At 47.1% G+C, this 23,575-nt stretch carries 20 protein-coding genes; 12 read left to right on the top strand and 8 right to left on the bottom strand.

Features of this window, described 5'->3' with window-relative positions; genetic code table 11:
• Positions 1–3 precede the first annotated feature (3 nt).
• Positions 4–2,790: a M16 family metallopeptidase gene (locus DN748_RS08290; RefSeq protein ID WP_161554507.1), complete on the top strand. Its 2,787-nt coding sequence runs from the start codon at positions 4–6 to the stop codon at positions 2,788–2,790.
• 70 nt (positions 2,791–2,860) lie between these two features.
• On the opposite strand, the gene DN748_RS08295 is transcribed toward DN748_RS08290, so the two are convergent.
• From DN748_RS08295 to DN748_RS08310, 4 genes are all read right to left on the bottom strand, one after another.
• The gene (locus DN748_RS08295; protein ID WP_112371317.1) at positions 2,861–3,163 is read right to left on the bottom strand and encodes a DUF6520 family protein; all 303 of its coding nucleotides are present in this window, start codon (positions 3,161–3,163) and stop codon (positions 2,861–2,863) included.
• A gap of 103 nt (positions 3,164–3,266) precedes the next feature.
• Positions 3,267–4,319, bottom strand: coding sequence for a hypothetical protein (locus tag DN748_RS08300; RefSeq protein ID WP_112371318.1), 1,053 nt, complete (start codon positions 4,317–4,319; stop codon positions 3,267–3,269).
• 7 nt (positions 4,320–4,326) lie between these two features.
• Entirely contained in the window at positions 4,327–4,800 is a 474-nt protein-coding gene (locus DN748_RS08305; RefSeq protein ID WP_112371319.1) for a MauE/DoxX family redox-associated membrane protein, read from the bottom strand.
• 163 nt (positions 4,801–4,963) lie between these two features.
• Complete coding sequence (locus DN748_RS08310; protein WP_161554508.1) at positions 4,964–5,269, bottom strand: helix-turn-helix domain-containing protein; 306 nt, start codon at positions 5,267–5,269, stop codon at positions 4,964–4,966.
• Between the two features lie 179 nt (positions 5,270–5,448).
• Here DN748_RS08310 and dnaE point away from each other — a divergent pair, with 179 nt between their 5' ends.
• Both dnaE and DN748_RS08320 read left to right on the top strand, forming a co-directional pair.
• Entirely contained in the window at positions 5,449–9,831 is a 4,383-nt protein-coding gene (gene dnaE / locus DN748_RS08315) for a DNA polymerase III subunit alpha (protein WP_112371321.1), read from the top strand.
• Between the two features lie 121 nt (positions 9,832–9,952).
• Positions 9,953–11,191, top strand: a complete 1,239-nt coding sequence (locus tag DN748_RS08320; RefSeq protein WP_112371322.1) for a BaiN/RdsA family NAD(P)/FAD-dependent oxidoreductase — start codon at positions 9,953–9,955, stop codon at positions 11,189–11,191.
• A gap of 63 nt (positions 11,192–11,254) precedes the next feature.
• Here DN748_RS08320 and DN748_RS08325 read toward each other — a convergent pair whose 3' ends face one another.
• Complete coding sequence (locus DN748_RS08325; RefSeq protein ID WP_112371323.1) at positions 11,255–11,737, bottom strand: DUF4168 domain-containing protein; 483 nt, start codon at positions 11,735–11,737, stop codon at positions 11,255–11,257.
• Between the two features lie 209 nt (positions 11,738–11,946).
• Here DN748_RS08325 and DN748_RS08330 point away from each other — a divergent pair, with 209 nt between their 5' ends.
• The 6 genes from DN748_RS08330 (at position 11,947) to DN748_RS08355 (ending at position 16,988) form a co-directional block, all read left to right on the top strand.
• Positions 11,947–13,041, top strand: coding sequence for a diphosphomevalonate decarboxylase (locus DN748_RS08330; RefSeq protein ID WP_112371324.1), 1,095 nt, complete (start codon positions 11,947–11,949; stop codon positions 13,039–13,041).
• A gap of 144 nt (positions 13,042–13,185) precedes the next feature.
• Positions 13,186–13,428: a UPF0175 family protein gene (locus DN748_RS08335; protein WP_112371325.1), complete on the top strand. Its 243-nt coding sequence runs from the start codon at positions 13,186–13,188 to the stop codon at positions 13,426–13,428.
• Entirely contained in the window at positions 13,406–13,861 is a 456-nt protein-coding gene (locus tag DN748_RS08340) for a DUF3368 domain-containing protein (RefSeq protein ID WP_112371326.1), read from the top strand. Before DN748_RS08335 ends, DN748_RS08340 begins: the two co-directional genes overlap by 23 nt.
• 28 nt (positions 13,862–13,889) lie before the next feature.
• Positions 13,890–14,828 carry a mevalonate kinase family protein gene (locus DN748_RS08345; protein WP_112371327.1) on the top strand — a complete coding sequence of 313 codons (939 nt, stop codon included), beginning with the start codon at positions 13,890–13,892 and terminating at the stop codon, positions 14,826–14,828.
• Between the two features lie 87 nt (positions 14,829–14,915).
• On the top strand, positions 14,916–15,857 hold the full coding sequence (locus DN748_RS08350) for a geranylgeranylglycerol-phosphate geranylgeranyltransferase (protein ID WP_112371432.1): 942 nt from the start codon (positions 14,916–14,918) through the stop codon (positions 15,855–15,857).
• Positions 15,858–16,160: 303 nt separating this feature from the next.
• Positions 16,161–16,988, top strand: a complete 828-nt coding sequence (locus tag DN748_RS08355) for a pseudouridine synthase (RefSeq protein ID WP_112371328.1) — start codon at positions 16,161–16,163, stop codon at positions 16,986–16,988.
• 45 nt (positions 16,989–17,033) lie between these two features.
• On the opposite strand, the gene DN748_RS08360 is transcribed toward DN748_RS08355, so the two are convergent.
• From DN748_RS08360 to DN748_RS08370, 3 genes are all read right to left on the bottom strand, one after another.
• The gene (locus DN748_RS08360) at positions 17,034–18,518 is read right to left on the bottom strand and encodes a cellulose synthase family protein (RefSeq protein WP_112371329.1); all 1,485 of its coding nucleotides are present in this window, start codon (positions 18,516–18,518) and stop codon (positions 17,034–17,036) included.
• Between the two features lie 291 nt (positions 18,519–18,809).
• Positions 18,810–19,118 carry a hypothetical protein gene (locus tag DN748_RS08365; protein WP_201741446.1) on the bottom strand — a complete coding sequence of 103 codons (309 nt, stop codon included), beginning with the start codon at positions 19,116–19,118 and terminating at the stop codon, positions 18,810–18,812.
• Between the two features lie 69 nt (positions 19,119–19,187).
• Positions 19,188–20,435: a 3-deoxy-D-manno-octulosonic acid transferase gene (locus tag DN748_RS08370; RefSeq protein WP_112371433.1), complete on the bottom strand. Its 1,248-nt coding sequence runs from the start codon at positions 20,433–20,435 to the stop codon at positions 19,188–19,190.
• 357 nt (positions 20,436–20,792) lie between these two features.
• Here DN748_RS08370 and DN748_RS08375 point away from each other — a divergent pair, with 357 nt between their 5' ends.
• The 3 genes from DN748_RS08375 to DN748_RS08385 are packed head-to-tail and all read left to right on the top strand — an operon-like array spanning position 20,793 to position 23,434.
• Positions 20,793–21,932, top strand: coding sequence for a DegT/DnrJ/EryC1/StrS family aminotransferase (locus DN748_RS08375; RefSeq protein ID WP_112371330.1), 1,140 nt, complete (start codon positions 20,793–20,795; stop codon positions 21,930–21,932).
• Positions 21,933–21,978: 46 nt separating this feature from the next.
• Positions 21,979–23,010: a UDP-glucose 4-epimerase GalE gene (gene galE / locus DN748_RS08380; RefSeq protein WP_112371331.1), complete on the top strand. Its 1,032-nt coding sequence runs from the start codon at positions 21,979–21,981 to the stop codon at positions 23,008–23,010.
• A 46-nt stretch (positions 23,011–23,056) separates the two neighbouring features.
• Positions 23,057–23,434, top strand: coding sequence for a hypothetical protein (locus DN748_RS08385; RefSeq protein WP_112371434.1), 378 nt, complete (start codon positions 23,057–23,059; stop codon positions 23,432–23,434).
• Positions 23,435–23,575 lie beyond the last annotated feature (141 nt).

Below are 23,575 nucleotides of genomic sequence, written 5' to 3' on the forward strand. Positions count from 1 at the left end.
ATTATGGAAAAAGCCATGCCATTTATTCTTTCCCTGATGGTAGGCTTGTTTCCCCGGACAGAAATCATATCGCAAAACCTGGAAGCTCGTTTGATCTTGGACTCTTTACCCTTAAATCCGGATATTACTTATGGGAAACTCGATAATGGTTTTACCTACTATATTTTTAACAACAAAGCATCAAATAGTGGTGAGGTATTAATGGCATTTGTGGTTAGAGCAGGATCTCGTAATGAAACTTTAAACCAAAATCAAATAGCCCATGCCATAGAACATATTCCCTTTACAGGGACTTTACATCATCCAAATGGAATATGGCAAGATATTGACTTTGTCAATTTGGGGATGAGGGGTAAATACGATACCAATGCTCGCACATTTGGAGATTATACCCAATATGATTTTAACTTTCGGGGAGCTAATAGGAAGGCTTTTATCACTGGAATTACATATTTTAGGGATATTGCCGGTAATCTTTATTTTTCTGGCAAGAATACAGTACAGGTAAAAAACGAAGTGTTGCAAGAATTTCAAAAAGGATATAGAAGCCCATTGGATACTTTAGGATCTGTGCCAATTTTATTTCCCGGTAGAAAAAGCCACTTCAATCTATCTGAACTTATGAAGGATTATACCGTAGAGGATTTCTATGAATTCTATAAGCATTGGTATATACCTGAAAAAATGGGGTTAATTATTGTGGGAGATTTAAAAATGGGTACCAATGTTATCATTGAAGAAATTAAAAATCGGTTTTCTGATTTAGAACCTTCCGATTACACAGGAAATCAACGAAACTATGCTGAAGAATATTTAAAAAATAAAGAGCAATTTATAATTATTGAACATCGAATTCTGCCAAACCCAAAGTTGAAACTTTATCTCAAGCAACCAAAAGAAAGTCAAATAATAAAGAAAATAGACCTAAAAAACAGGATGGTTAAAAATGTAACCGGAGCTCTATTGAAAAGGCGGTTACAACAAATCAAAAAACAATATAACTCTGGAGTAATTGGTATAGATGCTAAATTTCAAAAAGACTATCCCGTATTTGTAATAGATTTGGAAACTACTGATTTGCCTTCGATTCAATCAATGCTAAAATCGGCTATAATAGTATTAAAGCAAGTTAAAGACCATGGCTTTACGAAGAGTGAATTGGTGAGTATCAAAGAAGCGTTAATCAGCGAAATTAAAGCCAAAGACTTTTCGAATAATGAAATCGTATTAGAAGAATGTCTAAGTCATTTTATTACCAGGGAAGCTTTTCCGAAGGATAAAAAGGAATTGCAAATAGATCTGGTTGATAAAATATCCCTTAATGAAGTTAATGGGGAATTTGGGAAAAGATTCGGTCCCGATACATCTACAGACCTGGTGCTTTTAAGTCCCGGTCCTATTAAAGATTTGGATAGTGCTTCCATAAGAAGTTGGATAGATCAAGCCTGGAGAACTAAAGTTTCTCCCTATAAAAATGATAGTTTACCTAAAAAAATAATGGCGGAAACGGATATTGATAAACTTGCCGCTAAACCATATAAAATAAAAGAGGGAGAAGAAGTAACAGAGTTAAAACTAAATAATGGAGTTAAAGTGATATTAAAGCCGTTAAAAAAATCAAAGAGAATTTTTGCACATGGTTTTAGTCCGGGAGGAGCATCTTTATATACATCTGAAGATTATTTTTCTGCTTATAATGCTGCCGGGATTATTTTACATAGTGGGGTAAATAGTATAGACTATTTTAAATTACGGGAATATCAGAAATCTAAATCTATAAATTTAATGCCTTATATAAACCATTCCGAAGAAGGGATAAAAGGCTCATGTGGTAAAGATCAATTTTTAGATTTTATGCAATTAATTTATCTGTATTTGACTCATCCTAATTGTAATGAACAAGCATATAAAGATTGGTTTAATAACGAACGGCAATTTTTAAAAGGACAGGTAACAGCTAAAGAGAGATTTAATGATACCATTGCCCATATTATAGGAGATCATAATACATTGGGTTATTCCACCAGGTTAGCAGGATTGGCCCAAACAGATTTTAAGAAATCCTATCAAATCTACAGGGAGCGGTTTTCAACTGCCGAAGATTTCACTTTTGTTTTTGTTGGGGATTATGATTTAAAAAATGTTATTCCTATCATTAATCTTTATTTAGGGAGCCTGCCAAATTTTAATAAGAGTAATAAGATGAATGCTGAAGTACAGCGAATAGCTATACATGGACCAAAAACTGTTAAAGTTAAGGAAGACTATGATGGAGCATTGGTTGAGATGTGTTTTACCAAAAGTATCCAACACACTGTACAAAATGAAACGAAATTTAAAATACTTGCAACGATATTGAATCGAATAATTTTTAATCGGTTGCGTAGCGATGATAATATATCTTATGACCCTCGTGTAACACATAAATTCTATAGGAATCCCGACTGGATAAAATTATCTATTGTATCTGAGTGTAAAATTGGAGAAGAAGAAACAGTACAAAAAGCTGTTTTTGAAGAATTAGAAGAAATAAAAGATAATGGGATTAAGGAAAAGGACATGAGTTATGCCGTGCATGCTTTAAATCGAATATATTTAATTTATAAAAGGAAGGCAAATCTACGCCTATCAGATTTAGTAGGTCAATACAGAGATGGTGATGAAAGTGATGATATCTTTTCTCTTCGAAACAACGCTTTAAACAATGTTACATCTGGTGACATTCAAAATTTTGCCAATGAAATTCTGGATGAAGCTAACTTAATTACTTTTACCCTGAGTAAGAATTAGATTTTTTAAATGTCTGATGATGTTAATATATTAGAATTGGGGGAAGTAAGTCCCCCAATTCATTAGACAATTAAAAGTCTTCGTCAATAGGAATAGGAGTAGAAGTTGTCATCCTAAACGGTTGCGAACAAACTGTTTCTGAATCCTGTATTTGAAATACGAAAGCAGTATTCTCCGTAACCGTGGATTGAACTTCACAAAGAGGGTCTTGTGAAGAAGAGCTATCACAACCTGCTGTGATATTCCTACACTCCCCGGTCAATTGAATATACTCTGTTTGCAGAGTATCATCCTTTATGGATATGGAAGCAAACGACATTCCAATAGCCATTACAAATACCATTGCTGGTAAAATAAACTTAAAATTTTTCATGATAATAACGTTTAAAAAATTAATAAATCAGTGAGTACAGGCGGTTATTTATACAGGGGCCTATAACCCTGTACTTCTCGCGCGAAAAATGTTGTTGGTATCGTTATGTAAATTCATTGTATACGCTATAGAGTACCAGGTGTTGCCCATATAAGGCCAGCAGGTAATCCCCGATCACATAAAAGCGGGATACCCGTTGTTCCCGGTAGGGGGGTAGGTAAAAGCTAAAGGCATAGTCCTGCCGTACCAGGTCGTAGACATCAATAACAGTCTTGTGTTCAAAGTCTTCCGGCTTTTCGTTTTTAGCTATGAGGTTAGACTGTACATATAAGAAGTTCCCGGAAGTGGCCCCGTTGTTGTTTACCACATACGGTGGGGAGGCCAGTTTTTTGGTTTTGCCGTCGTTAATGGTTCCCGTTTTTATCCGTACCCTGGATATGGTATCTATGGTATGGGCACGGTGCTGTACCGTTAAGGTGGTATCAGTTACGATATACTGGTTGCGGTAGTAGTATACATACACCATTTGGTGCAGGTCCTGGTTGTACAGCATTTTTCCGTTGGTACAGAAAATACCGTCCAATTGCTTTTCCAGTACTTCGGGCACCAGCCTTACATGAGGCTCGGTATCGGTCTCTATACCCAGGCTGCGCTCTTTAGTTTTGTTGCTAAGAGCATCAATAAAGAGGGATGCACTGCCAAAAGGTACGGCCGTAGAGAAAAAAGCTTCGTTATACATAAAGTCACGGGCCGTCCATTCGTTCAGTTTTCCTCTTTTCAACATAGGGGTAACCCCATCCATAAGATAGAAATAGGGAGGGCGTATGGCCACTTCCGTATTCTTCCGGAATTTCATTTCCGGCTCATCCACCCGGAGTTGGATATGGGTGGTGTCCAGGTCAGGTAAACTTACCTTAACAAGGTGTAACGGAGCGGTATAATTACTCAGGTACACCACATCTTTGTCCGTTCCGGCTACATAATAGGAATTGTAATTCAAATCCATAGCCTTCACTTTAATAGCCGGATGCGGTGGCAAGAGCCGGTAAAACCCATTGTCTTTACGGGTTTTTTGCCGGGACCAGGCAAACAGCCCGGCCACGACCAGTATACTGAGTATAAAACAGGAGCTTATGGTAAGGAGCGTTGTTTTCATGTCGCGGTTAGTTATGGTGAGCTTGTAAGGGTTCGGAGTTTCCGGTAACAACACCGGGTTGTTTCCGGGAGAGGAGCAGTATGCCGGTAAGGGCCAGCAGCATAAACACACTGTTAAACACCAGGTGTTCTTCCCAGCCCATTTTTTCGAGGATACCCCCGCAGGAGCAGGGGACAAACGGGCTATAGGTAAGGATGATAAAAATATAGGCCGTAAACATGGTCATCAGGCTAAAGGCGGCGTACAATGCCATAAGCCGCAGGCGGGGCACCACCAGCATCCCGGCAATGACCAGCTCTGCGGCAGGCACTGTCCAAACCAACCATGAACCGATGGACGTTAGTATAGGGGACTGCCCCAGCTGTACCCGGAATTTTTCATATTCCATAAGCTTGGTACAGGCGGCGTACACAAAGAGGAGGATAAACAACAGGCAGATGATGTCTACAATCCAAGGCCTATATCTCAAAATAAAACGCATAATCCTATAGTTTTACGAGACTTATACTGCTAACGGTCCCTTTTGCTACTGTAAAATTAAAGGGGGCATTTGGGGTTTTAAAGGAGAAAACGGTAAAAATCGTGCAACCTCTGCACAGATCTTTCCGTTTTCCCCGCATTGATGTTAAAATATAAACAAGGCCTTACTGTGCCTTGTTTTTTCGGAACTGTTTTAGCGCATACCGGAACGAACTTTCATCGCCATAACCTATTTTATCATAGACCTGGCGTGTCGTGTAGTGATACTGTTGCATAAGGGCCAGCCCATGAGTAACCCGTAGCCTGCTGTAATATTGATGGGGTGTCGTACCGTACTCCCGCTTAAAATGGTTGCGGAGCGTACGTGCTGTTACATGGAAGTGTGCAGCGAGGTATTGGTTGCTTAGTGTGGCATCGCGGTAATGTTCGTTGAGATATACCCTGACCAGCCATTCGGAAGCAAAGGTCACTATCAGGGCGGTGTGGTGGCCGGTGGTTTAAAAGTTCCGTATTCACAGCTAGCCGGGGATTGCTGCACTACAACCTGTTGAACCTTTTCCGTTGATAACTCCTTCCTGCCCGGTTTTTCACTATCCCGAAATAATATGTAATTTTATCTGCGCTTACAACGCGTAGAAACCCATTCCATATGTACCTTATTTTTGACACCGAGACTACCGGACTACCCAAACGATGGGATGCCCCGCTTACCGATACCGATAACTGGCCCCGTTGTATACAGATCGCATGGCAGCTTCACAATGAAATGGGCGACCTGGTGGAACACGGCGATTATCTCGTAAAACCGGAAGGTTTCAACATCCCTTTCGACGCCGAGCGGATACACGGTATTTCCACCGAACTGGCCGAAGAGCAGGGAATAGCGCTCCGGGACATGCTCGAAAAGTTTAATGCCGCACTGGACAAGGCTAAGTTTATAGTAGGGCAGAATGTGGGATTCGATATCAATATCATGGGATGCGAGTTCTACCGCGGGGGGATGGAATCACCGCTGACGTCCATGCCCGTACTGGATACCTGTACGGAAGTTACTGCGGCTTTCTGCCGGATACCCGGCGGAAGGGGCGGGAAATACAAGCTGCCCACCCTTACCGAACTGCACGAAAAGCTGTTCGGAGATGCTTTTGCCGAGGCGCATAACGCTACAGCCGATGTGGAAGCCACGACACGCTGCTTTTTTGAGCTTATCAGGATAGGGGAAGGGTTTACCAAAGAAGAGCTCGATGTGCTTCCGGGGTATTTTGAGCGTTTTAAAGAGCACAATCCGAAGGAAATAGAGCTTATCGGGCTGGAGCACATCAACCTCAAGGCTGCTTCGGAGGCCATCAGGAAAAGGATACGCAAGCAACAGGGAGGGGATATTTCCAGGCAGGAACTCGAAGACAACAAGGCAGAACTGGAGCAGCTGGATTTTGTTCACCTGCACAACCACACGCAGTTTTCGGTACTTCAGGCCACTTCCAGCCTGCCCGACCTGGTCGCGGCCACTGCCCGTGAAAAAATGCCGGCCGTAGCCATTACGGATCACGGTAACATGATGGCGGCTTTTCATTTTGTGAAGGAGATCGGCAATTACAACAAGGCAGCCAGGGCCAGGAACAAGGAGGCTGAGGAAAAGGGAGAGGAACCTGCCGAAGTGGAGATCAAGCCCATAGTGGGCTGTGAGCTTTATGTATGTGAAAACCACCTCGACAAAAGCAGGAAAGACAACGGCTACCAGATCGTTATGCTGGCGAAGAACAAGAAAGGGTATCACAACCTCGCCAAAATGTCGTCTATCGCCTATACCCAGGGGTTTTATTACGTACCGAGAATAGACCGCGAAGTCATAAAAAAATATAAGGACGATATCATTGTGCTCACCGGCAACCTCTATGGCGAAGTGCCGGGGAAAATACTGAACGTAGGTGAAAACCAGGCAGAGGAGGCCCTGCTGTGGTGGAAAGAACAGTTCGGGGACGACCTCTATATTGAGCTTATGAGGCACGGGCAGGAAGACGAGGACCGGGTAAATAATGTCCTCGTTCAGTTTGCCGGGAAACACCATGTCAAAATGGTGGCCACCAATAACACCTTTTATATTACCAAAGAAGATGCCAATGCCCATGATATTCTCCTCTGTGTAAAGGACGGGGAAAAACAGGCCACCCCCATAGGAAGGGGAAGAGGGTACCGTTACGGACTGCCGAACCAGGAATACTACTTCAAATCGGCCGGAGAGATGAAAAGCCTCTTTGCCGACCTGCCGGAGGCCATAGCCAATATCCGGGAAGTGATAGACAAGGTTGAGCCTTTTGAACTCGCCCGCGATGTGTTGCTTCCCAAATTTGAGATCCCGGAAGAATTTCAGCACGAGGAGGATAACAATGACGGTGGAAAAAGAGGGGAGAACGCTTACCTGAGGCACCTTACCTATGAGGGGGCCAAAAGGCGTTATCCCGAAATTACCGAAGAGATCAGGGAGCGGCTCGATTTTGAACTTAGCGTTATTGAGCGTACCGGGTATCCGGGCTACTTTCTCATTGTTCAGGATTTTATAGCCGCAGCACGGGAGATGGGGGTTTCGGTTGGTCCGGGACGGGGATCGGCGGCAGGGTCTGCCGTGGCGTATTGTCTCGGGATCACCAATCTCGACCCGGTGGCCTACGATCTGCTGTTCGAGCGTTTCCTCAATCCCGACCGGGTGTCCATGCCTGACATCGATATCGATTTTGACGATGAAGGGCGCAGCCGGGTCATGGATTATGTGATCGACAAATACGGAGCCAACCAGGTAGCCCAGATCATCACCTACGGTACCATGGCAGCCAAATCATCCATCCGTGATACGGCCAGGGTGCTCGACCTGCCCCTGGGCGATGCCGACAGGATCGCGAAGCTGATCCCCAATATGAAACTGGGCAAGATATTCTCCTTCGACGACAACAAGCTGAAAGCCAGCCTCAGGGCAGAGGAACTACTCCGGGTGAATGAACTGAAAAACCTGGCGGAGGGTTCAGACCTCGAAGCACAGACCATCAACCAGGCCCGGATACTCGAAGGGTCGGTACGGAATACCGGTATCCATGCCTGCGGGGTTATTATTACTCCCGATGATATCACCAATTTTGTCCCGGTATCCATCGCCAAGGATTCCGACCTTTACGTCACCCAGTTCGACAACTCCGTGGTAGAGAATGCCGGGCTGCTCAAGATGGACTTCCTCGGGCTCAAGACACTTACCCTTATCAAGGATACGGTAAAGCTGGTAAAGTATAAACACGACATAGACCTCGATCCCGACGAGTTCCCCCTGGACGACGAGAAGACCTATGAGCTCTTTCAGCGCGGGGAAACGGTAGGGATATTCCAGTACGAATCTCCCGGGATGCAGAAGTACATGAAAGAACTGAAACCCACGGTCTTTGCCGATCTTATCGCCATGAACGCGCTCTATCGTCCGGGTCCGCTGGAATACATTCCCAGTTTTATCAATCGTAAACACGGCAAGGAAGAGATTACCTACGACCTTCCGGCCATGGAAGAGTACCTGCAGGAGACCTACGGGATTACCGTTTACCAGGAGCAGGTGATGCTGCTTTCGCAGAAACTGGCCGGGTTTACCAAGGGTGAAGCCGATGTGTTGCGGAAAGCCATGGGGAAAAAGATCTTTGCCCTGCTGGAGCAGCTGAAGCCGAAATTCCTGGATGGGGGAGAAAATAACGGGCACGACAGGGCCGTACTGGAAAAGATATGGAAAGACTGGGAGGCTTTTGCCAGTTATGCCTTTAACAAGAGCCACTCTACCTGCTACGCCTGGATCGGGTACCAGACGGCCTATCTCAAGGCCAATTATCCGGCAGAATACATGGCGGCGGTACTTTCCAACAACATGAACGATATCAAATCGGTGTCCTTCTTCCTGGAGGAGTGTAAGCGGATGGGGCTGGAAGTGCTCGGCCCCGATGTAAACGAATCCTTTTACAAGTTTACGGTAAACAAGGACAATGCCATCCGTTTCGGAATGGGGGCCGTAAAAGGTGTGGGACGGAGTGCCGTGGAGACCATTGTCGAAAGCCGGGAATCGGGCTCCTATCGTTCCGTATTCGACCTGGCCAAGAAGATAGACCTCAGGGCAGCCAATAAAAAGGCTTTTGAAAACCTGGCGCTCGCGGGAGGGTTCGACTCCTTTTCCGACACCCATCGCGCACAGTACTTTCACGATGAGGGAGACGGGGTAATGTTCCTGGAAAAGGTAATGCGTTATGCTGCGAAATTCCAGGAAAGCAAGAACTCTGCCCAGGTAAGCCTTTTCGGTGAAGCCAGTGAAGTACAGATCCCCGAGCCGGTGGTCCCGCCGTGTGAAGAATGGGGAACCATGGAAAAACTGAAAAGGGAGAAAGAAGTGGTAGGGATTTATATTTCCGGGCATCCCCTGGACGATTTCAGAACGGAAATGCAGTATTTCTGCAACGGGAATATAGGACTGCTCCAGGATATGGCCAGCTATACCAACAGGGAGCTTTCCATAGCCGGGGTCATTGCCGATGTACAGCACCGCACCTCGAAAAACGGCAAGGGCTGGGCCGCTTTTATAGTGGAAGACTATACCGATTCGTATGAGTTTAAGATCTTCGGGGAAGAGTACCTTAAGTTCAGGCATTTCCTGATGGTCAATTCGTTTATCTATATGAAGGTGTTTATCCGGGAGGGGTGGGTAAACAAGGATACGGGACAACGGGGCGACCCGAGGTTGCAGTTCAACAGTATGCAGCTGTTGCAGGACGTGATGGAAAACTATGCCAGAAAGCTGACCATACAGCTCAACCTGGAGGACATCGGGGGAGAGAAGATCCGCTTGTTAAGCGACCTGGTCAATGACCACAAGGGAGATCACGCCCTTTGTTTTACCGTGTATAAAATGGATGAAAAGCTCAAGCTCCACATGCCGAGCCGGAAAAGAAAAATCCGTATCTCCAACGAGTTGCTGGGCGAGTTGAAAAAACAGGAAATCGCTTATAAGCTCAACTGATGGCTGGAAGCCGGGAGTCCGAAGCCGGAAGCACCGCCCGGCAGGTTCACTTCGTTCTGAATGACATTTGAACTGACCAACTAAGAACTAACAAACTAAGAAACTAAGAACTAAGAAACTATTGAAAGACTGGGATGTGATTATTGCCGGTGGCGGCGCTGCGGGATTTTTTGCAGCGGTGCATCTCGGGGCGACGCTGAAGGGGAGGCGTATAGCCATACTCGAACGCAGTGCGGAAGTATTGTCCAAAGTCCGTATTTCCGGTGGTGGCAGGTGCAATGTAACCCATGCCGAATTCGTGCCCCGCGAACTGACGGCCTATTATCCCAGGGGAGGCAAAGAGCTGTTAGGGCCCTTTCATTCGTTTTGCAGCGGAGATACGGCAGCGTTTTTCGAAGCGCGGGGGGTGTCCCTGAAAACCGAAGAAGACGGCCGGATGTTCCCGGTCACCGATACCTCGCAAACCATAGTAGACTGCCTTACGGGAGAAGCGTCGCGTTACGGGGTAAAGGTCCTGACCGGTTATACCATCCGCGATATTCTAAAGACGGAAGGCGGCTTCTCGGTACGGACAAAACAGGGGGATTTTCACTGCGGGAAACTGCTGGTTGCCACGGGAAGCAGTCCTGCCGTCTGGCGGATACTCGGGCAATTGGGGCATCGTATAGTGCCTCCGGTACCTTCCCTTTTTACTTTTCATGTCGGAGATACGCGCATTTCAGGCCTTATGGGGCTTTCTGCCACAGTGAGCCTCAGGTGCGGGAAGATGGACAAAAACATGGTTTTTGAAGGCCCTCTGCTCATTACGCACTGGGGGGTAAGCGGCCCTGCCGTGCTGAAATGTTCTGCCTGGGGTGCGCGGTATTTTCACCACTGTGATTACAAATTTGAGATAGAGATCAACTGGTTGCCGCAGATGTCTTTTGAGGAGGCGCTGGAACAGTTGACAGCGTGGAAGCAGGCATACGGCAGAAAGGAAGTGAGGAATGCTTCCCCTTTCAGCCTGCCCAGAAGGCTGTGGGAACGGCTTGTGGCAGCAGCAGGAGTTGTTGCGGGAACAAAATGGGCAGAAGCCGGGAATGTAATGCTTCGCAATCTTGCCTTTCAACTGACAAAAGGAGTGTTTCAGGTAAGTGGCAAGAGTACGTTTAAGGAGGAATTCGTAACCGCGGGAGGAGTTGACCTGAAAGAGATCGATTTTAAACGTTTTGAGAGTAAGGTGCAGCAAGGTCTGTTTCTCGCCGGGGAAGTACTGGATATCGATGCCGTAACGGGAGGGTTCAATTTTCAGAATGCATGGACCGGCGGATATATGGCGTCCCGTGCCATTGCAGAAGAACTTTCGGACCCGCCGGATTAAAATGGAAACAACTGGTCCCCGTTTGAGCAAAGCGGAAACGGGGACCAGTTGAGTGTATTGGTGTTATTGCTGCTGTTTTTTTTCGAGGAGCGACTGCAGTCGTTGCTGTAGCTCCACATCAGACTGAAGTGCCATGGCAACCTGCTGATACCGGTCGAGGGTGATTCCTTCCTCTTTGATCACATCTTCCATTTCCTTCTGGAATCCGGATTGCAGTTCCTGCATCTTGTTCATGGCAACCCCGAATTTTTCCTTTTCTTCATCACTGGCATCCCCTTCTTTTGCCGGGTCCTGGGAAGCTTCGTATAATTCATTGAAGCGATCGACTTCAAAACCGCTGTCTTCAACCACCTTGACCATTTCCTGCTGGGCCTTGACATTGATCTCCGTAATACCTTCGAAAGCGTCAGCTATCTTCCCCAGTTCATCGTCCGACACCTCTACTTTTTGCTGTTGCTGCGGTTGAGGGGCGGTTTGTGCAAAGGCCACGGCTCCTGTTGCGAGAAAGCAGACCAGCAGCGCTTTTAATTTTCCTGTTAACCTCATTATGTAAGAATTTTTGATATTTATAACGGTGTCGAAGCTACGATAATATGTAAGGAACACAAAAAAAATGAGGGGTTTAACAGGATCTTAACGGGATTAGGATTTTTTTAGGCGGTTGTTTCTTAATAAAAGGCTTTAGCTGTCCAAACCTGCAACCTGCACCCCAAAACCCCGAAAAACACTATCTTTGCACAAAACGGAATGCGCTTATGACCGAATCGGATTTTATGCCCGGGGGCTATGTAAATGATATGCTTTCCGGGGCTTTTACCTGGAAGGCTCCCAGCAATATTGCCCTGGTAAAATACTGGGGAAAACACGGCAATCAGCTGCCGGCCAATCCGTCGGTAAGTTTTACGCTCGATCATTGTGCTACCATCACGACGCTCCGTTTTGAAAAGCGGGACAAGCCTGCGGAAGCATTTGGTATGGAGGTGTTTTTCGAGGGAGTTATCAATGATGGTTTCCGGCCTAAGATCCTCGGGTTTATGGAGCGGATCGAGCCCTACCTGCCTTTTTTGCGCAATTATCACTTTACCGTACATACGTCCAATTCTTTTCCCCACAGCAGTGGGATTGCCTCTTCAGCCAGTGGAATGAGTGCCCTGGCCCTGTGCTTTATGAGCCTGGAGCGGGAATTGTCCGGCGGGATGTCCGAAGCGTTTTTCTATCGCAAGGCCTCCTTTCTCGCCCGCCTGGGGTCGGGGAGTGCTTGCAGGAGTATCGGGGGCGGGCTCATCGTTTGGGGTACGCATAAAGAGATCCCGGGAAGCAGCGACCTCTACGGGATCGGCTACCCGGGAGAAGTTCATCCCGTATTCCGGGGTTACCGGGATACGGTGTTACTGGTAGACCGCGGGAAGAAACAGGTGAGCAGCACCGCCGGGCATGGGTTGATGAAAGGGCATCCTTTTGCAGCACAACGCTTTTTGCAGGCCTCGTCAAATATATCGGAACTTATACCGGTACTCGGGAACGGCGACCTGCGGGCCTTTATCAGGCTGGTGGAAAGCGAGGCGCTTACCCTTCATGCCATGATGATGACCGGGAGTCCGTATTATATGCTGATGCAGCCCGCCACGTTGCAGGTGATCAGGAAAATATGGGAGTTCAGGGAAGAGAGCGGCTGCCCGGCCTGCTTTACGCTCGATGCGGGTGCAAACGTGCATTTGCTCTATCCGGGAGAGGAAAAGAAAAGGGTGATGGAATTTATTAATAGTGAGCTTGTTGCGTATTGTGAAAACGAGCAGTATATTTGCGACCGCGTTGGGGAAGGAGCTTTCTTAATTAATAATGAAGAATGAAAAATGAGGAATGAAAAAAATAACAGGACTGATAGATAATTAAAAAGAAGAGTTTTGATTTTGCTATGGATATTGTGTATCTTTAAATAGATTTAAACTGTCCGGCTTGAAGATGGAGTGTAGGGGAGTTCGAAAATAAAAGGAATGAGAACAATACAATTAAATATACCGGAGAATGTTGACTTGAGTGAGAGAGAAGCCTTAATGCTGCTGGCATCGCAATTATATGAAAGGGGAAAGATGACATTGGGGCAAGCGGCAGAGTTGACCGGGTTGTCTAAGAGGACTTTTATGGAAATTTTAAAGGATTACGGCGTGTCCGTATTCAATTATCCGGTTTCAGAACTTGATAATGACATAAAAAATGCCCGGGATCATAGTTTCTGACACGAGCTGTCTTATTTTATTGGATAAACTCGGAAGGATTGATTTGTTGGAGTCGCTTTTTGGTGAAATTTCGATTACCGGAATTATTGCAGGGGAATTTGGAAAAAAGATTCCCGGATTTATAAAAATTGAAAATCCGAAGGATAAAAATTATCAAAGGATATTGGAAAGCCTTTTAGATCCTGGTGAAGCAAGCGCAATTGCCCTCGCTTTAGAAAGAGAAGAAAGCCTATTGATCATAGATGAACATAAAGGAAGAAGGGAAGCCAGACAATTGAAGTTAAATTATACCGGAACAGTCGGTATTTTGATAGTAGCCAAGGAAAAAGGACTGATCTCTTCGGTTACAGAGATTCTGGACGAAATCCAAAGAACGGATTTCAGGTTGAGTGAGGAATTGATACAAGAAGTAAAAAAGAGAAGCGGTGAATAGTGAATGATGCATCGCTAAAATATATAAAATGAAAGGACCATTATTCTATTCAAAAATACTGCTCTTCGGAGAATACGGGATCATCAGGGATTCCAAAGGCTTGTCCATTCCGTATAATTTTTATAACGGTGCCTTGAAGAAAGGAAGGGAGCTTTCGGAAGAAAGCGAAGCTTCGAACCTGAGCCTGAAACGGTTTTCCGCTTACCTGGAGGACCTGCAGCAAGACCGTCCCGGCCTGGTGACCTTCGATATTGCAAGACTGAAGGGCGATGTGGACGAAGGCATGTATTTTGACAGCAGCATCCCGCAGGGATACGGCGTAGGCAGCAGTGGAGCGCTCGTAGCAGCGATCTATGACAAATATGCCTGTGATAAAATTACCGTTCTCGAAAACCTGACACGCGACAAACTGCTGAAACTGAAAGAGATATTCGGGGCCATGGAATCCTTTTTTCACGGGAAATCCTCCGGCCTGGACCCCCTTAACAGTTACCTGAGCATTCCGATACTGATCAATTCCAAAGACAATATAGAACCCACCGGCATTCCGTCGCAGAAAACCGATGGCAAGGGGGCTGTTTTTCTGCTCGACAGCGGTATCGTGGGCGAAACCGCTCCCATGATACAGATCTTTATGGAAAACATGAAGCAGGAAGGGTTCAGGAAAATGCTGAAAGAGCAGTTTATCAGGCATACCGATGCCTGTGTCGAGGATTTTTTAAGGGGAGATGTCAAGTCGCTCTTCGGAAATATCAAACAGTTGTCCCATGTGGTGTTCGACAACTTTAAACCCATGATACCGGCACAGTTTCACAAACTCTGGAAACACGGTATCGAAAGTAATGAGTATTACCTGAAACTCTGTGGTTCCGGTGGTGGCGGGTATATCCTCGGCTTTACGCAGGATATAGAAAAAGCCAGAAAGGCGCTTAAGGACTACAACCTGGAGGTGGTCTACAACTTTTAATATGCCGGCAGAGCCGGTTGGTCAATGTGTATTGTGACCCGGGAAGATGCTGTTCCGGAGGTTTTTGTCGGACCGAAAATATCATTTATGCGGCTATTGAGGAAGAACAGATTACTGTTGTTAAAGCTTTTAAGTATATTTTCTGTAGTTCGCGGGTATAATGTGCTTGTTATCGCACTGGCACAGTATCTTACCTCCGTGTATATCCTGGCCCCCGAAAAGCCTGTAATACAGGTGTTGCTGGACGGGAACCTGTTTGCCATAGTGGCGGCTTCTGCCCTGGCAATCGCTTCGGGCTATATTATCAATAATTTTTACGACGCAGAAAAAGACCTGATCAACCGCCCCCGGAAAACCATGCTCGACCGCCTGATCAGTCAGCGCACCAAACTTACGGCATATTTTATCCTCAATTTTGCCTCGGTGGTCTTTGCCAGTTATGTGTCGTTCAGGGCCGTGGTCTTTTTCTCGGCCTATATCTTCGGGCTCTGGCTCTATTCCCACAAACTGAAACGCATTCCGCTGCTGGGGAATATCGTTTCCTCCGTACTGGCCATAACGCCTTTCTTTGCCGTATTTGTGTATTACGGGAATTTCGCGACAGTGATCTTTGTGCATGCTGTATTCCTCTTTCTTGTCATCCTGATCAGGGATATGGTCAAGGATCTCGAAAATATCAGCGGGGATATGGCACATGGCTATCACACCGTTCCCATAATGTACGGGGAGAGGGCTTCCAAACAGATCATTACACTGCTGGCATTTTTGACCTGGGTACCCACCTACCTGCTTATAGCCGCTTTTGAGATAGGGCATATGGACCTGTTTTTTTATGCCTGTTTTGTGCTGTTGCTGCTTTTCCTGTTCCTGATGTGGAGGGCCTCGTCGAAAAAAGACTACCTGGTACTGCACAATATCCTGAAATTTATTATCGTAGCCGGTGTTTTCAGCATACTGCTGATCGATGTCGACCTGCTGATCAATAAGTTGATGATGACAGGGTACTTCGCTGCGCTCCATCCTGAATGACAGGAATGTCATCCCGAGCGCAGTCCCTGCCGGCCGGATAGGCGGGGAGGGATCTCCGGGCTTTCGGTGCTGTTGCTGAAGGTTCTTTGATCTGGGGTTGAGATTCCTCCCCGACCGAAAAGGCCGGGACAGGCTCTATCGTCGGAATGACAAGATTAATGTCATTCAGACCGTAGGGAACCTGCCTGCCGGCAGGCAGGGAATCTCCGGTTTTTCGGGTGAAACCTTCAACTTCAACCAGCAACCTTAAACCAGCAATCCAATAACTAATATTATTAAACTATCTTTGCCAAAAATACAGACATGAGCAGGACAGATAAGAACAGGAAGGGAAAAATATCCGGAAGGCAGGGAGGAAAACGCAACGTCAGTTATACCCGGGGGAATGCTCCCATAAAGAAGAAACCGTTGCTGAAGGAGCCGGAAGAAATACGTCTGAACAAGTATATTGCAAACTCGGGGATATGTTCGAGGAGGGATGCGGATATCTATATTGCCGCGGGAAATGTTTCTGTAAACGGGGCACCGGTAACGGAGCTGGGCTATAAGGTAAAACTCACGGATGAGGTGCGTTTCGACGGAAAGGTCATACGCCCCGAGAAAAAGGAATACGTACTTCTCAACAAGCCCAAGGGGTTTATCACGACCACCAGGGACGAGAAGGGTAGGCGTACGGTGATGGACCTCGTGGCTGCAGCTTCCCGTACCAGGCTCCTTCCCGTAGGGCGCCTGGACCGGAATACCACCGGACTGTTGCTGTTTACCAACGACGGCGAACTCGCCAAGAAACTGACCCACCCCAAACACGGGGTGCGCAAGATATATCATGTGGAGCTGGATAGCAACCTCAAGCACGAAGACCTGCTGAAGATCCGGGAGGGCCTGGTGCTCGACGACGGCCCGGTGAGTGTGGATGAGGTGAGCTATATAGACAATGCCCCGAAAAAGGAGGTGGGGATTAAGATCCACAGTGGCAGAAACCGTATTGTCCGCCGTATATTCGAACACCTGGGGTACAAGGTGGTAAAACTCGATCGTGTGATATTTGCGGGACTGACCAAGAAAGATCTGCCGCGGGGGCACTGGAGGCACCTTACCGCCCAGGAAGTGATCAATCTCAGGATGCTGTGATCCTGTCGGCGGGGTAGCGCCGGTACACCGGCAAATTTATGCCACTCAGGCTTTTGAGGTGAACGACTTGAGACACACGAACCCGAATCCCAGGAAAAGCATGAGGTGAAAGGGGAACAGCCCGTAATCGTTCAGGGCAATGGCGCTGTACATCCCGAACAGGAAATAGGTTGCAAGTATAGCTTCCAGGGCAATGCCCGGAGATATTCCCTTTTGCAGGTATTTGTTCCCTTTCCAGCTGTCTTTGAGGTTTTTGACATTGAATTTCGGGGTGCGTACAAATTCGCTTCGCTTGCCTATATGCCCTTCCAGTACCGCCACGGAATTGTGGAGGGAAAAGCCCATGGCTACCGAAAAAAAGGTAAAAAACATCCTGATGTATCCCATGAAATTACCGAATCCGCCACCCTGTATGTTCTTGTAGGTAAACCAGTAGCACACAAACAGGATGAGGGTACTGGCTATAAAGAAACTGGTGACCTCGAACACCCAGCCGAGGTGCCCGTAGGTATTCTTGATGTACAGCAACGGGATACTGAGCAATGCCACGACAAAAACACATAGGAACATGGAGCTGTTGAGCAGGTGCAGTACGGCGTGGAGTTTTGTCTTAAACGGAATATCCCCGGCGGCGATAACCCTGGTAACGCTTTTTCGGAAGTTCTCGGCACCGCCCTTGTTCCACCGGAATTGCTGGGAACGTGCGGCGCTTATAACTACCGGGAGTTCGGCAGGTGTTTCCACCTCTTCCAGGTATTTGAATTTCCAGTGTTTCAGTTGTGCCCTGTAGCTGAGATCGAGATCTTCGGTAAGGGTGTCTCCTTCCCAGTTTCCGGCATCTATGATACAGGTTTTACGCCATATTCCGGCCGTTCCGTTAAAATTGATGAAGTGCCCCCTGCTGTTTCTCCCCACCTGTTCCAGAGTAAAATGGGCGTCGAGGGCAAAGGCCTGTATTTTGGTCAGAAGGGAGTAGTCCCGGTTCAGGTGGCCCCAACGCGTCTGTACCACGCCTATTTCCGGGTCCCTGAAGTAGACCACCGTTTTTTTCAGCCAGTCACTTTCCGGCAGAAAATCGGCATCGAAAATGGCTATAAAATCCCCTTTGGCAATGTCGAGTCCTTCTTTAAGTGCCCCGGCCTTGAACCCATGCCGGTTTTTCCTTCTTATATGTTTGATGTCCAGCCCGGTATCCTGCAATAATTCGATGTGGCGTGCCGTTGCGGTTACGGATTCGTCGGTGGAGTCGTCCAGTACCTGTATTTCAAGTCTGTTCCTGGGGTATGCTATGCGTGCTATATTGTCCAGCAACCGCTCTACTACGTATTCTTCATTGTAAATGGGGAGCTGTATGGTGACCGAAGGGACTTCTTCCGGGTTGGTCAGGTCGAATTTCGGGTCCGGATCATTTTTTTTCCTGTGACCGAGATAGTTAAAAAGCAGGTTGAGTTGTGCCAGGCTGTACAGAAAGATCAGCAACAACGCCAGACAGTATATGCCGATTATAAGGTATGAAAGTATTAATATCATCTAAGTGACTTTGAAATGCATTTTGGTTCTGCTCCGGTTTTCCGGCGGCAAATATAACTTCTTTTATATTTTGAAAAGGCTGTTGTGGGTTATTAAGTTATTGGGTTATTAGGTTATTGAGTTGTTGTCTGAATAACTTAATAACCCAATAACCAGCACCTGAATTTCCGGGCCTGAAGCCCGGAAATTCAGGTGGTTACCTTTAATGCGATGAATCAGGCAAAAAAGGAAACCCCGTCAACACTGACGGGGTTTTGTAATAGATGGTAATGCCTGCATTACTGTGGCTTATTAGTCTACGGTTTCTTTAACCTTTTCTTCTGCCTTTTTGGCCGCTTCTTTCGTTTTCTCCTTGGCTTTTTTGCCAGCCTCTTTTACATCTTCTGCGGTTTCTTCTGCAGCTTCCTTGGTGTCGCCCCAGGCTTCTTCCGTAGCGTCTTTGGTGTCATCCCAGGCGTCTTCGACCTTATCTCCGGCCTCATCCATGCCTTCTTCTATTTTATCTCCCGCATCTTCGGCCTTCTTGTTGGTGTCCCGGCAGGATGTGAGGGAAATGGCAAAAAGAGCTAACAAAACCAAACTTAATGATACTTTTTTCATAATCTGAGTTTTTAATAATTAGTAAATTGAAAAACCGGAAAACAAAGGGCTTTACGGCCTTTCTCTAATCTATACGTTAATACATATACGAACAAACTCAAGTATTTGGATTACGGCGCCTGTGTTTTTTTTGATATAATTGTAGTTTATTTCTCCTTTTCCCGCTCTCGTGCTCTCCTGTTCGACAAGCTGATTGAATATTTTCAGGAACTGCTCCTGGTTCGAAATGGTACTGACCCCCCCGAGCTTTACCAGCTCCCTGGCTTCCCTGAACTTTTCGAAATGCGGACCGATAATGACGGGAATGCCAAAAACGGCTGGCTCCAGGATGTTGTGTAAACCGGTATTTCCCACGGCACCACCTACATAGGCCATATCTGCATAGTGATATATCCTGGTGAGCAGACCGATGGTATCTATAATGAGGACCCGGGTTTCGGGCAGGGTATTGTGGTCCATTTCGGAATAGAGCACAGCCTTTTTCGGAATGTTCCTTTGCAATGCTGCGTTATGGGCAGTCTTGATATTATGCGGGGCGATGACGAATTTCACTGTTTCCGGGGCGTGCGCTATCAGCGGGAGCAGGAGTGCTTCGTCTTCAGGCCAGGTACTGCCGGCTACAAAACAGAGGTGGTCGCCCTTGAAGTGCTCCATAAAACCGAGGGTGTTGTCGCGGTGAAGTATTTCGGCCACCCGGTCCATCCTTGTGTCACCGCTTACGGTAACCTGGTCTATACCAATGTTTTTCAGGAGGGCAGCGGAGTTTTCGTCCTGAACGAAAAAGTGCCGGAAGGTATGGAGAGATTGCCGCATAAAAGCCCCGTAGGGTTTGAAAAATAACTGGTTTTTCCGGAATATCCCTGAAATGAGTATGGCCGGGATATGTCTTTTCCGAAGGCCTTCGAGGTAATTGGGCCAGAATTCGTACTTTACGAAAATGGCCAGTTCCGGGTGTGCCAGGGAGAGGAAAGTATTTACATTTTTTCTGGTATCGAGAGGAAGATAGGTGATAATATCGGCTGCACGGCTGTTTTTCTTTACCTCATAACCCGAAGGAGAAAAGAAGGTGACCAGTATCTTGTGACCGGGGCAGGCGGCTTTAACCCTTTCTATGACCGGCAGCCCCTGCTCAAATTCTCCCAGGGATGCCGTGTGGAACCAGATCACCCTGTCTTCCGCACTAATGTGCTGTTTCAGGGTGCTGAATACCGTTTTGCGCCCTTTTACAAAGAGCCCGATCTTGTGGTGGAACGGCGCGATGACCCTGAGAATGAGGCCCACGAGGGCAGTAAGCGTGTTGTATAAGAATGACAGCATGATCAAAAAAGGTAATTTTACAGTGCGGAATACGCCCTGTACCAGACTGCTAAAATACATTTCTTTTGTCAAAAGCGGATGAGGGTAACTTCAACAATATCACAGAAGGGTCGGAGATTTCTCCGCTTCGGTCGAAATGACAATTTTCCAGACTGAGAAACTGTCTAAAAGCCGACAGCCGATTACTCCGGGCTCCGGGCTTCGTACTCCTGACTTCTACACGACAATAAAATCACCGGGTTTCATTGGCTGGCGTTGCAAGATTTTGTATTATTGTTGGGTTTTCCGGTAAAAGAACCGCCCCGTAACAAGGCGGCCCCAGGGCCGGGAAACAGGCAATCATAAACAACAGCTACAGTGAGAAAAATACAGATGGTGGACCTTAAGGGTCAATACGAATTTATCAGGGATACCGTAGATCGTTCTATCGCAGAAGTCATGGATACTACGGCATTCATAAACGGTCCGCAGGTACATTCGTTTCAGAAGGAGTTGGAGGAATACCTCGGGGTGAAGCACGTTATCCCCTGTGCCAACGGAACAGATGCCCTGCAGATCGCCATGATGGGACTGGGACTGGAACCCGGGGACGAAGTGATCACGGCCGATTTTACTTTTGCAGCCACCGTGGAGGTCATTGCCCTGTTGAGGCTTACTCCCGTGCTGGTGGATGTGGACCCGGTTACCTTCAATATCGATCCGGAAGCCATCCGGAAGGCGATAACTCCCAGAACAAAGGCCATAGTGCCGGTTCACCTTTTCGGGCAGTGTGCCGATATGGACGCCATCACGGACATCGCCAGGGAACACAAATTATACGTGATAGAAGACAATGCACAGGGCATAGGAGCGGTGTATACCTTTAAGGACGGGCGTAAGGTAAAGACGGGAGCCATAGGCGATATCGCCTCCACCTCGTTCTTTCCTTCCAAAAACCTGGGGTGTTACGGCGACGGCGGCGCCATATTTACCAATAACGACGAACTCGCGCATACCATAAGGGGGATCGTGAATCACGGTATGTATGAACGTTATCATCACGATGTGGTGGGGGTGAATTCACGGCTGGATTCCATTCAGGCAGCGGTACTCAGGGCAAAACTTCCCTTGCTGGATACCTATAACGAAAAGCGAAAGGAAGCGGCCCGCAAGTATAACCGGGCTTTTGAAGGAGTACCGGGAATACAGACCCCTGTACAAACAGGGGGGGAGGACTCGCATGTATATCATCAGTACACCCTTAAGATCGGCGGAGCAGACCGTGACGGGCTGGTGCAATACCTGAACGAAAACGATATTCCTTGCGGGGTGTATTATCCCATACCGCTTCACCGGCAGAAGGCATACCTGGACGAGCGTTACCGGGAAGAAGATTTTGAGGTGACCAATGCCCTGGTGAAAGAGGTGATCTCCCTGCCGATGCATACCGAACTGGATGATGAGCAGATCGCCTATATAGCTGGTAAGGTTAAGGCATATGTAGACCGGGAATCTTAAACTTAATTATAACCAACCTTAAAATTGAAAAAAGGAGGTAGATTACATGACTGAAAAAAAGAAGATATTGGTTACCGGCGGACTGGGATTTATAGGTTCGCATACCGTAGTGGAACTGCAGAACGAAGGGTTTGAGGTCGTTATTGTCGACAACCTTTCCAACTCTTCTGAAGAAGTACTGGACGGGATTACCCGGATTACCGGTAAAACCCCTTGTTTTGAAAAAATGGACCTTCGGGAGAAGGAAAAGGTACAGGATTTTTTTGCGAGGCACCGGGATATCTCCGGGGTTATTCACTTTGCAGCTTCCAAGGCGGTAGGCGAGAGCGTGGAAAAGCCGTTGTTGTATTACGAGAACAACATTAACACCCTGGTATACCTGTTGCAGGAGCTGAGTGCCAGGGAAGGGGCCTGTTTTATTTTCAGCTCTTCCTGTACGGTTTACGGACAGGCCGATGAATTGCCCATTACGGAAAATGCCCCGGTAAAGAAAGCGGAATCACCATACGGAAATACGAAACAGATCGGGGAGGAGATTATTGCGGACACCTGCTCGGTATACCCGGAACTCAAAGCGATTTCCCTGCGTTATTTTAATCCCATAGGGGCACATCCCAGTGCGGAGATAGGGGAACTGCCCCTGGGAGTACCGCAGAACCTGGTGCCCTTTATCACACAGACGGCAGCCGGATTGCGGGATCAGCTTTCGGTATTCGGGGGAGATTATCCTACTGCAGACGGGACCGGGGTGAGGGATTATATTCATGTGGTGGACCTGGCCAAAGCGCATGTGGTGGCATTACAACGCCTGCTGCAAGCTGAAAACGCATCGAATTACGAGGTTTTTAATGTGGGCACCGGAACAGGAAGTTCCGTGCTCGAAGTGATCGGAAGTTTTGAAAGGGTATCCGGAGAGAAGCTCAATTACCGTATCGTAGACCGGAGGCCCGGCGATGTTACCGCAGCCTATGCCGATACGAGCAGGGCAAACACTGAGCTGGGATGGGAAGCCCGGTCTACCCTGGATGAGGCTATCGCCTCGGCCTGGAAATGGGAAAAGAAGATAAGAAAGATCTGAGAAAATGCGGCGAAGTAACTGTTACGGGTATTTCGCCCCTTCTTTTATGTGGAAGTATAAACAGAACGACGTTGTGATACCGGAAGTGACGAATACGGAGGCCCTTTTCGAACAGGTGACGGAAGAAGGGTTATGGGAAAAACTGGTGGTGCAGATCGGCAAGGATTTTCAGTCTGCCGGGATTGCTTTTTATCCGCAGGCCGGTGCAGCCCCGGAAAAACTGGCCCGCGACCTGCACGAAACCCTCTACCTGCTGCTTACAGAACGGTTCAACGATTATCTGAGCCTGTTGTATATTGTCGATGTACCCGAAAAAGAGGTCAAGGCCATAAAGGCCCTGGATACGGTTGATATTTCTGCAGAAGTGTGTTTCCTGGTACTCCGCAGGGAATGGCAGAAAGTATGGCTTAAAAACCGGTTATAGCCGGCAGGGAACAAGTACCGTTGCCCTTAAATGTAACAAAATCGCCCGGAATTTCCGGGGTTCCACAAAAACAGGATGTTACGTTAAGACCTCCCCCCTTTTTTGAAGGGGTGTTAAAATCTTGCTAATGTGAGGTATAAA

It is taken from the genome of Sinomicrobium soli, from assembly GCF_003285545.1.
Classification (GTDB): domain Bacteria; phylum Bacteroidota; class Bacteroidia; order Flavobacteriales; family Flavobacteriaceae; genus Sinomicrobium.

What these genes read in the sequence shown, in the direction of transcription:
- DN748_RS08295 (WP_112371317.1), bottom strand. Translation starts at nt 3,163, where the DNA reads ATGAAAAATTTTAAGTTTATTTTACCAGCAATGGTATTTGTAATGGCT.
- DN748_RS08365 (WP_201741446.1), bottom strand. Translation starts at nt 19,118, where the DNA reads ATGAAAAAAGTATCATTAAGTTTGGTTTTGTTAGCTCTTTTTGCCATT.
- DN748_RS08385 (WP_112371434.1), top strand. Translation starts at nt 23,057, where the DNA reads ATGTGGAAGTATAAACAGAACGACGTTGTGATACCGGAAGTGACGAAT.
- DN748_RS08360 (WP_112371329.1), bottom strand. Translation starts at nt 18,518, where the DNA reads ATGATATTAATACTTTCATACCTTATAATCGGCATATACTGTCTGGCG.
- DN748_RS08345 (WP_112371327.1), top strand. Translation starts at nt 13,890, where the DNA reads ATGAAAGGACCATTATTCTATTCAAAAATACTGCTCTTCGGAGAATAC.
- DN748_RS08305 (WP_112371319.1), bottom strand. Translation starts at nt 4,800, where the DNA reads ATGCGTTTTATTTTGAGATATAGGCCTTGGATTGTAGACATCATCTGC.
- galE (WP_112371331.1), top strand. Translation starts at nt 21,979, where the DNA reads ATGACTGAAAAAAAGAAGATATTGGTTACCGGCGGACTGGGATTTATA.
- dnaE (WP_112371321.1), top strand. Translation starts at nt 5,449, where the DNA reads ATGTACCTTATTTTTGACACCGAGACTACCGGACTACCCAAACGATGG.
- DN748_RS08370 (WP_112371433.1), bottom strand. Translation starts at nt 20,435, where the DNA reads ATGCTGTCATTCTTATACAACACGCTTACTGCCCTCGTGGGCCTCATT.
- DN748_RS08340 (WP_112371326.1), top strand. Translation starts at nt 13,406, where the DNA reads ATGCCCGGGATCATAGTTTCTGACACGAGCTGTCTTATTTTATTGGAT.
- DN748_RS08330 (WP_112371324.1), top strand. Translation starts at nt 11,947, where the DNA reads ATGACCGAATCGGATTTTATGCCCGGGGGCTATGTAAATGATATGCTT.
- DN748_RS08300 (WP_112371318.1), bottom strand. Translation starts at nt 4,319, where the DNA reads ATGAAAACAACGCTCCTTACCATAAGCTCCTGTTTTATACTCAGTATA.
- DN748_RS08325 (WP_112371323.1), bottom strand. Translation starts at nt 11,737, where the DNA reads ATGAGGTTAACAGGAAAATTAAAAGCGCTGCTGGTCTGCTTTCTCGCA.
- DN748_RS08290 (WP_161554507.1), top strand. Translation starts at nt 4, where the DNA reads ATGGAAAAAGCCATGCCATTTATTCTTTCCCTGATGGTAGGCTTGTTT.
- DN748_RS08350 (WP_112371432.1), top strand. Translation starts at nt 14,916, where the DNA reads ATGCGGCTATTGAGGAAGAACAGATTACTGTTGTTAAAGCTTTTAAGT.
- DN748_RS08335 (WP_112371325.1), top strand. Translation starts at nt 13,186, where the DNA reads ATGAGAACAATACAATTAAATATACCGGAGAATGTTGACTTGAGTGAG.
- DN748_RS08355 (WP_112371328.1), top strand. Translation starts at nt 16,161, where the DNA reads ATGAGCAGGACAGATAAGAACAGGAAGGGAAAAATATCCGGAAGGCAG.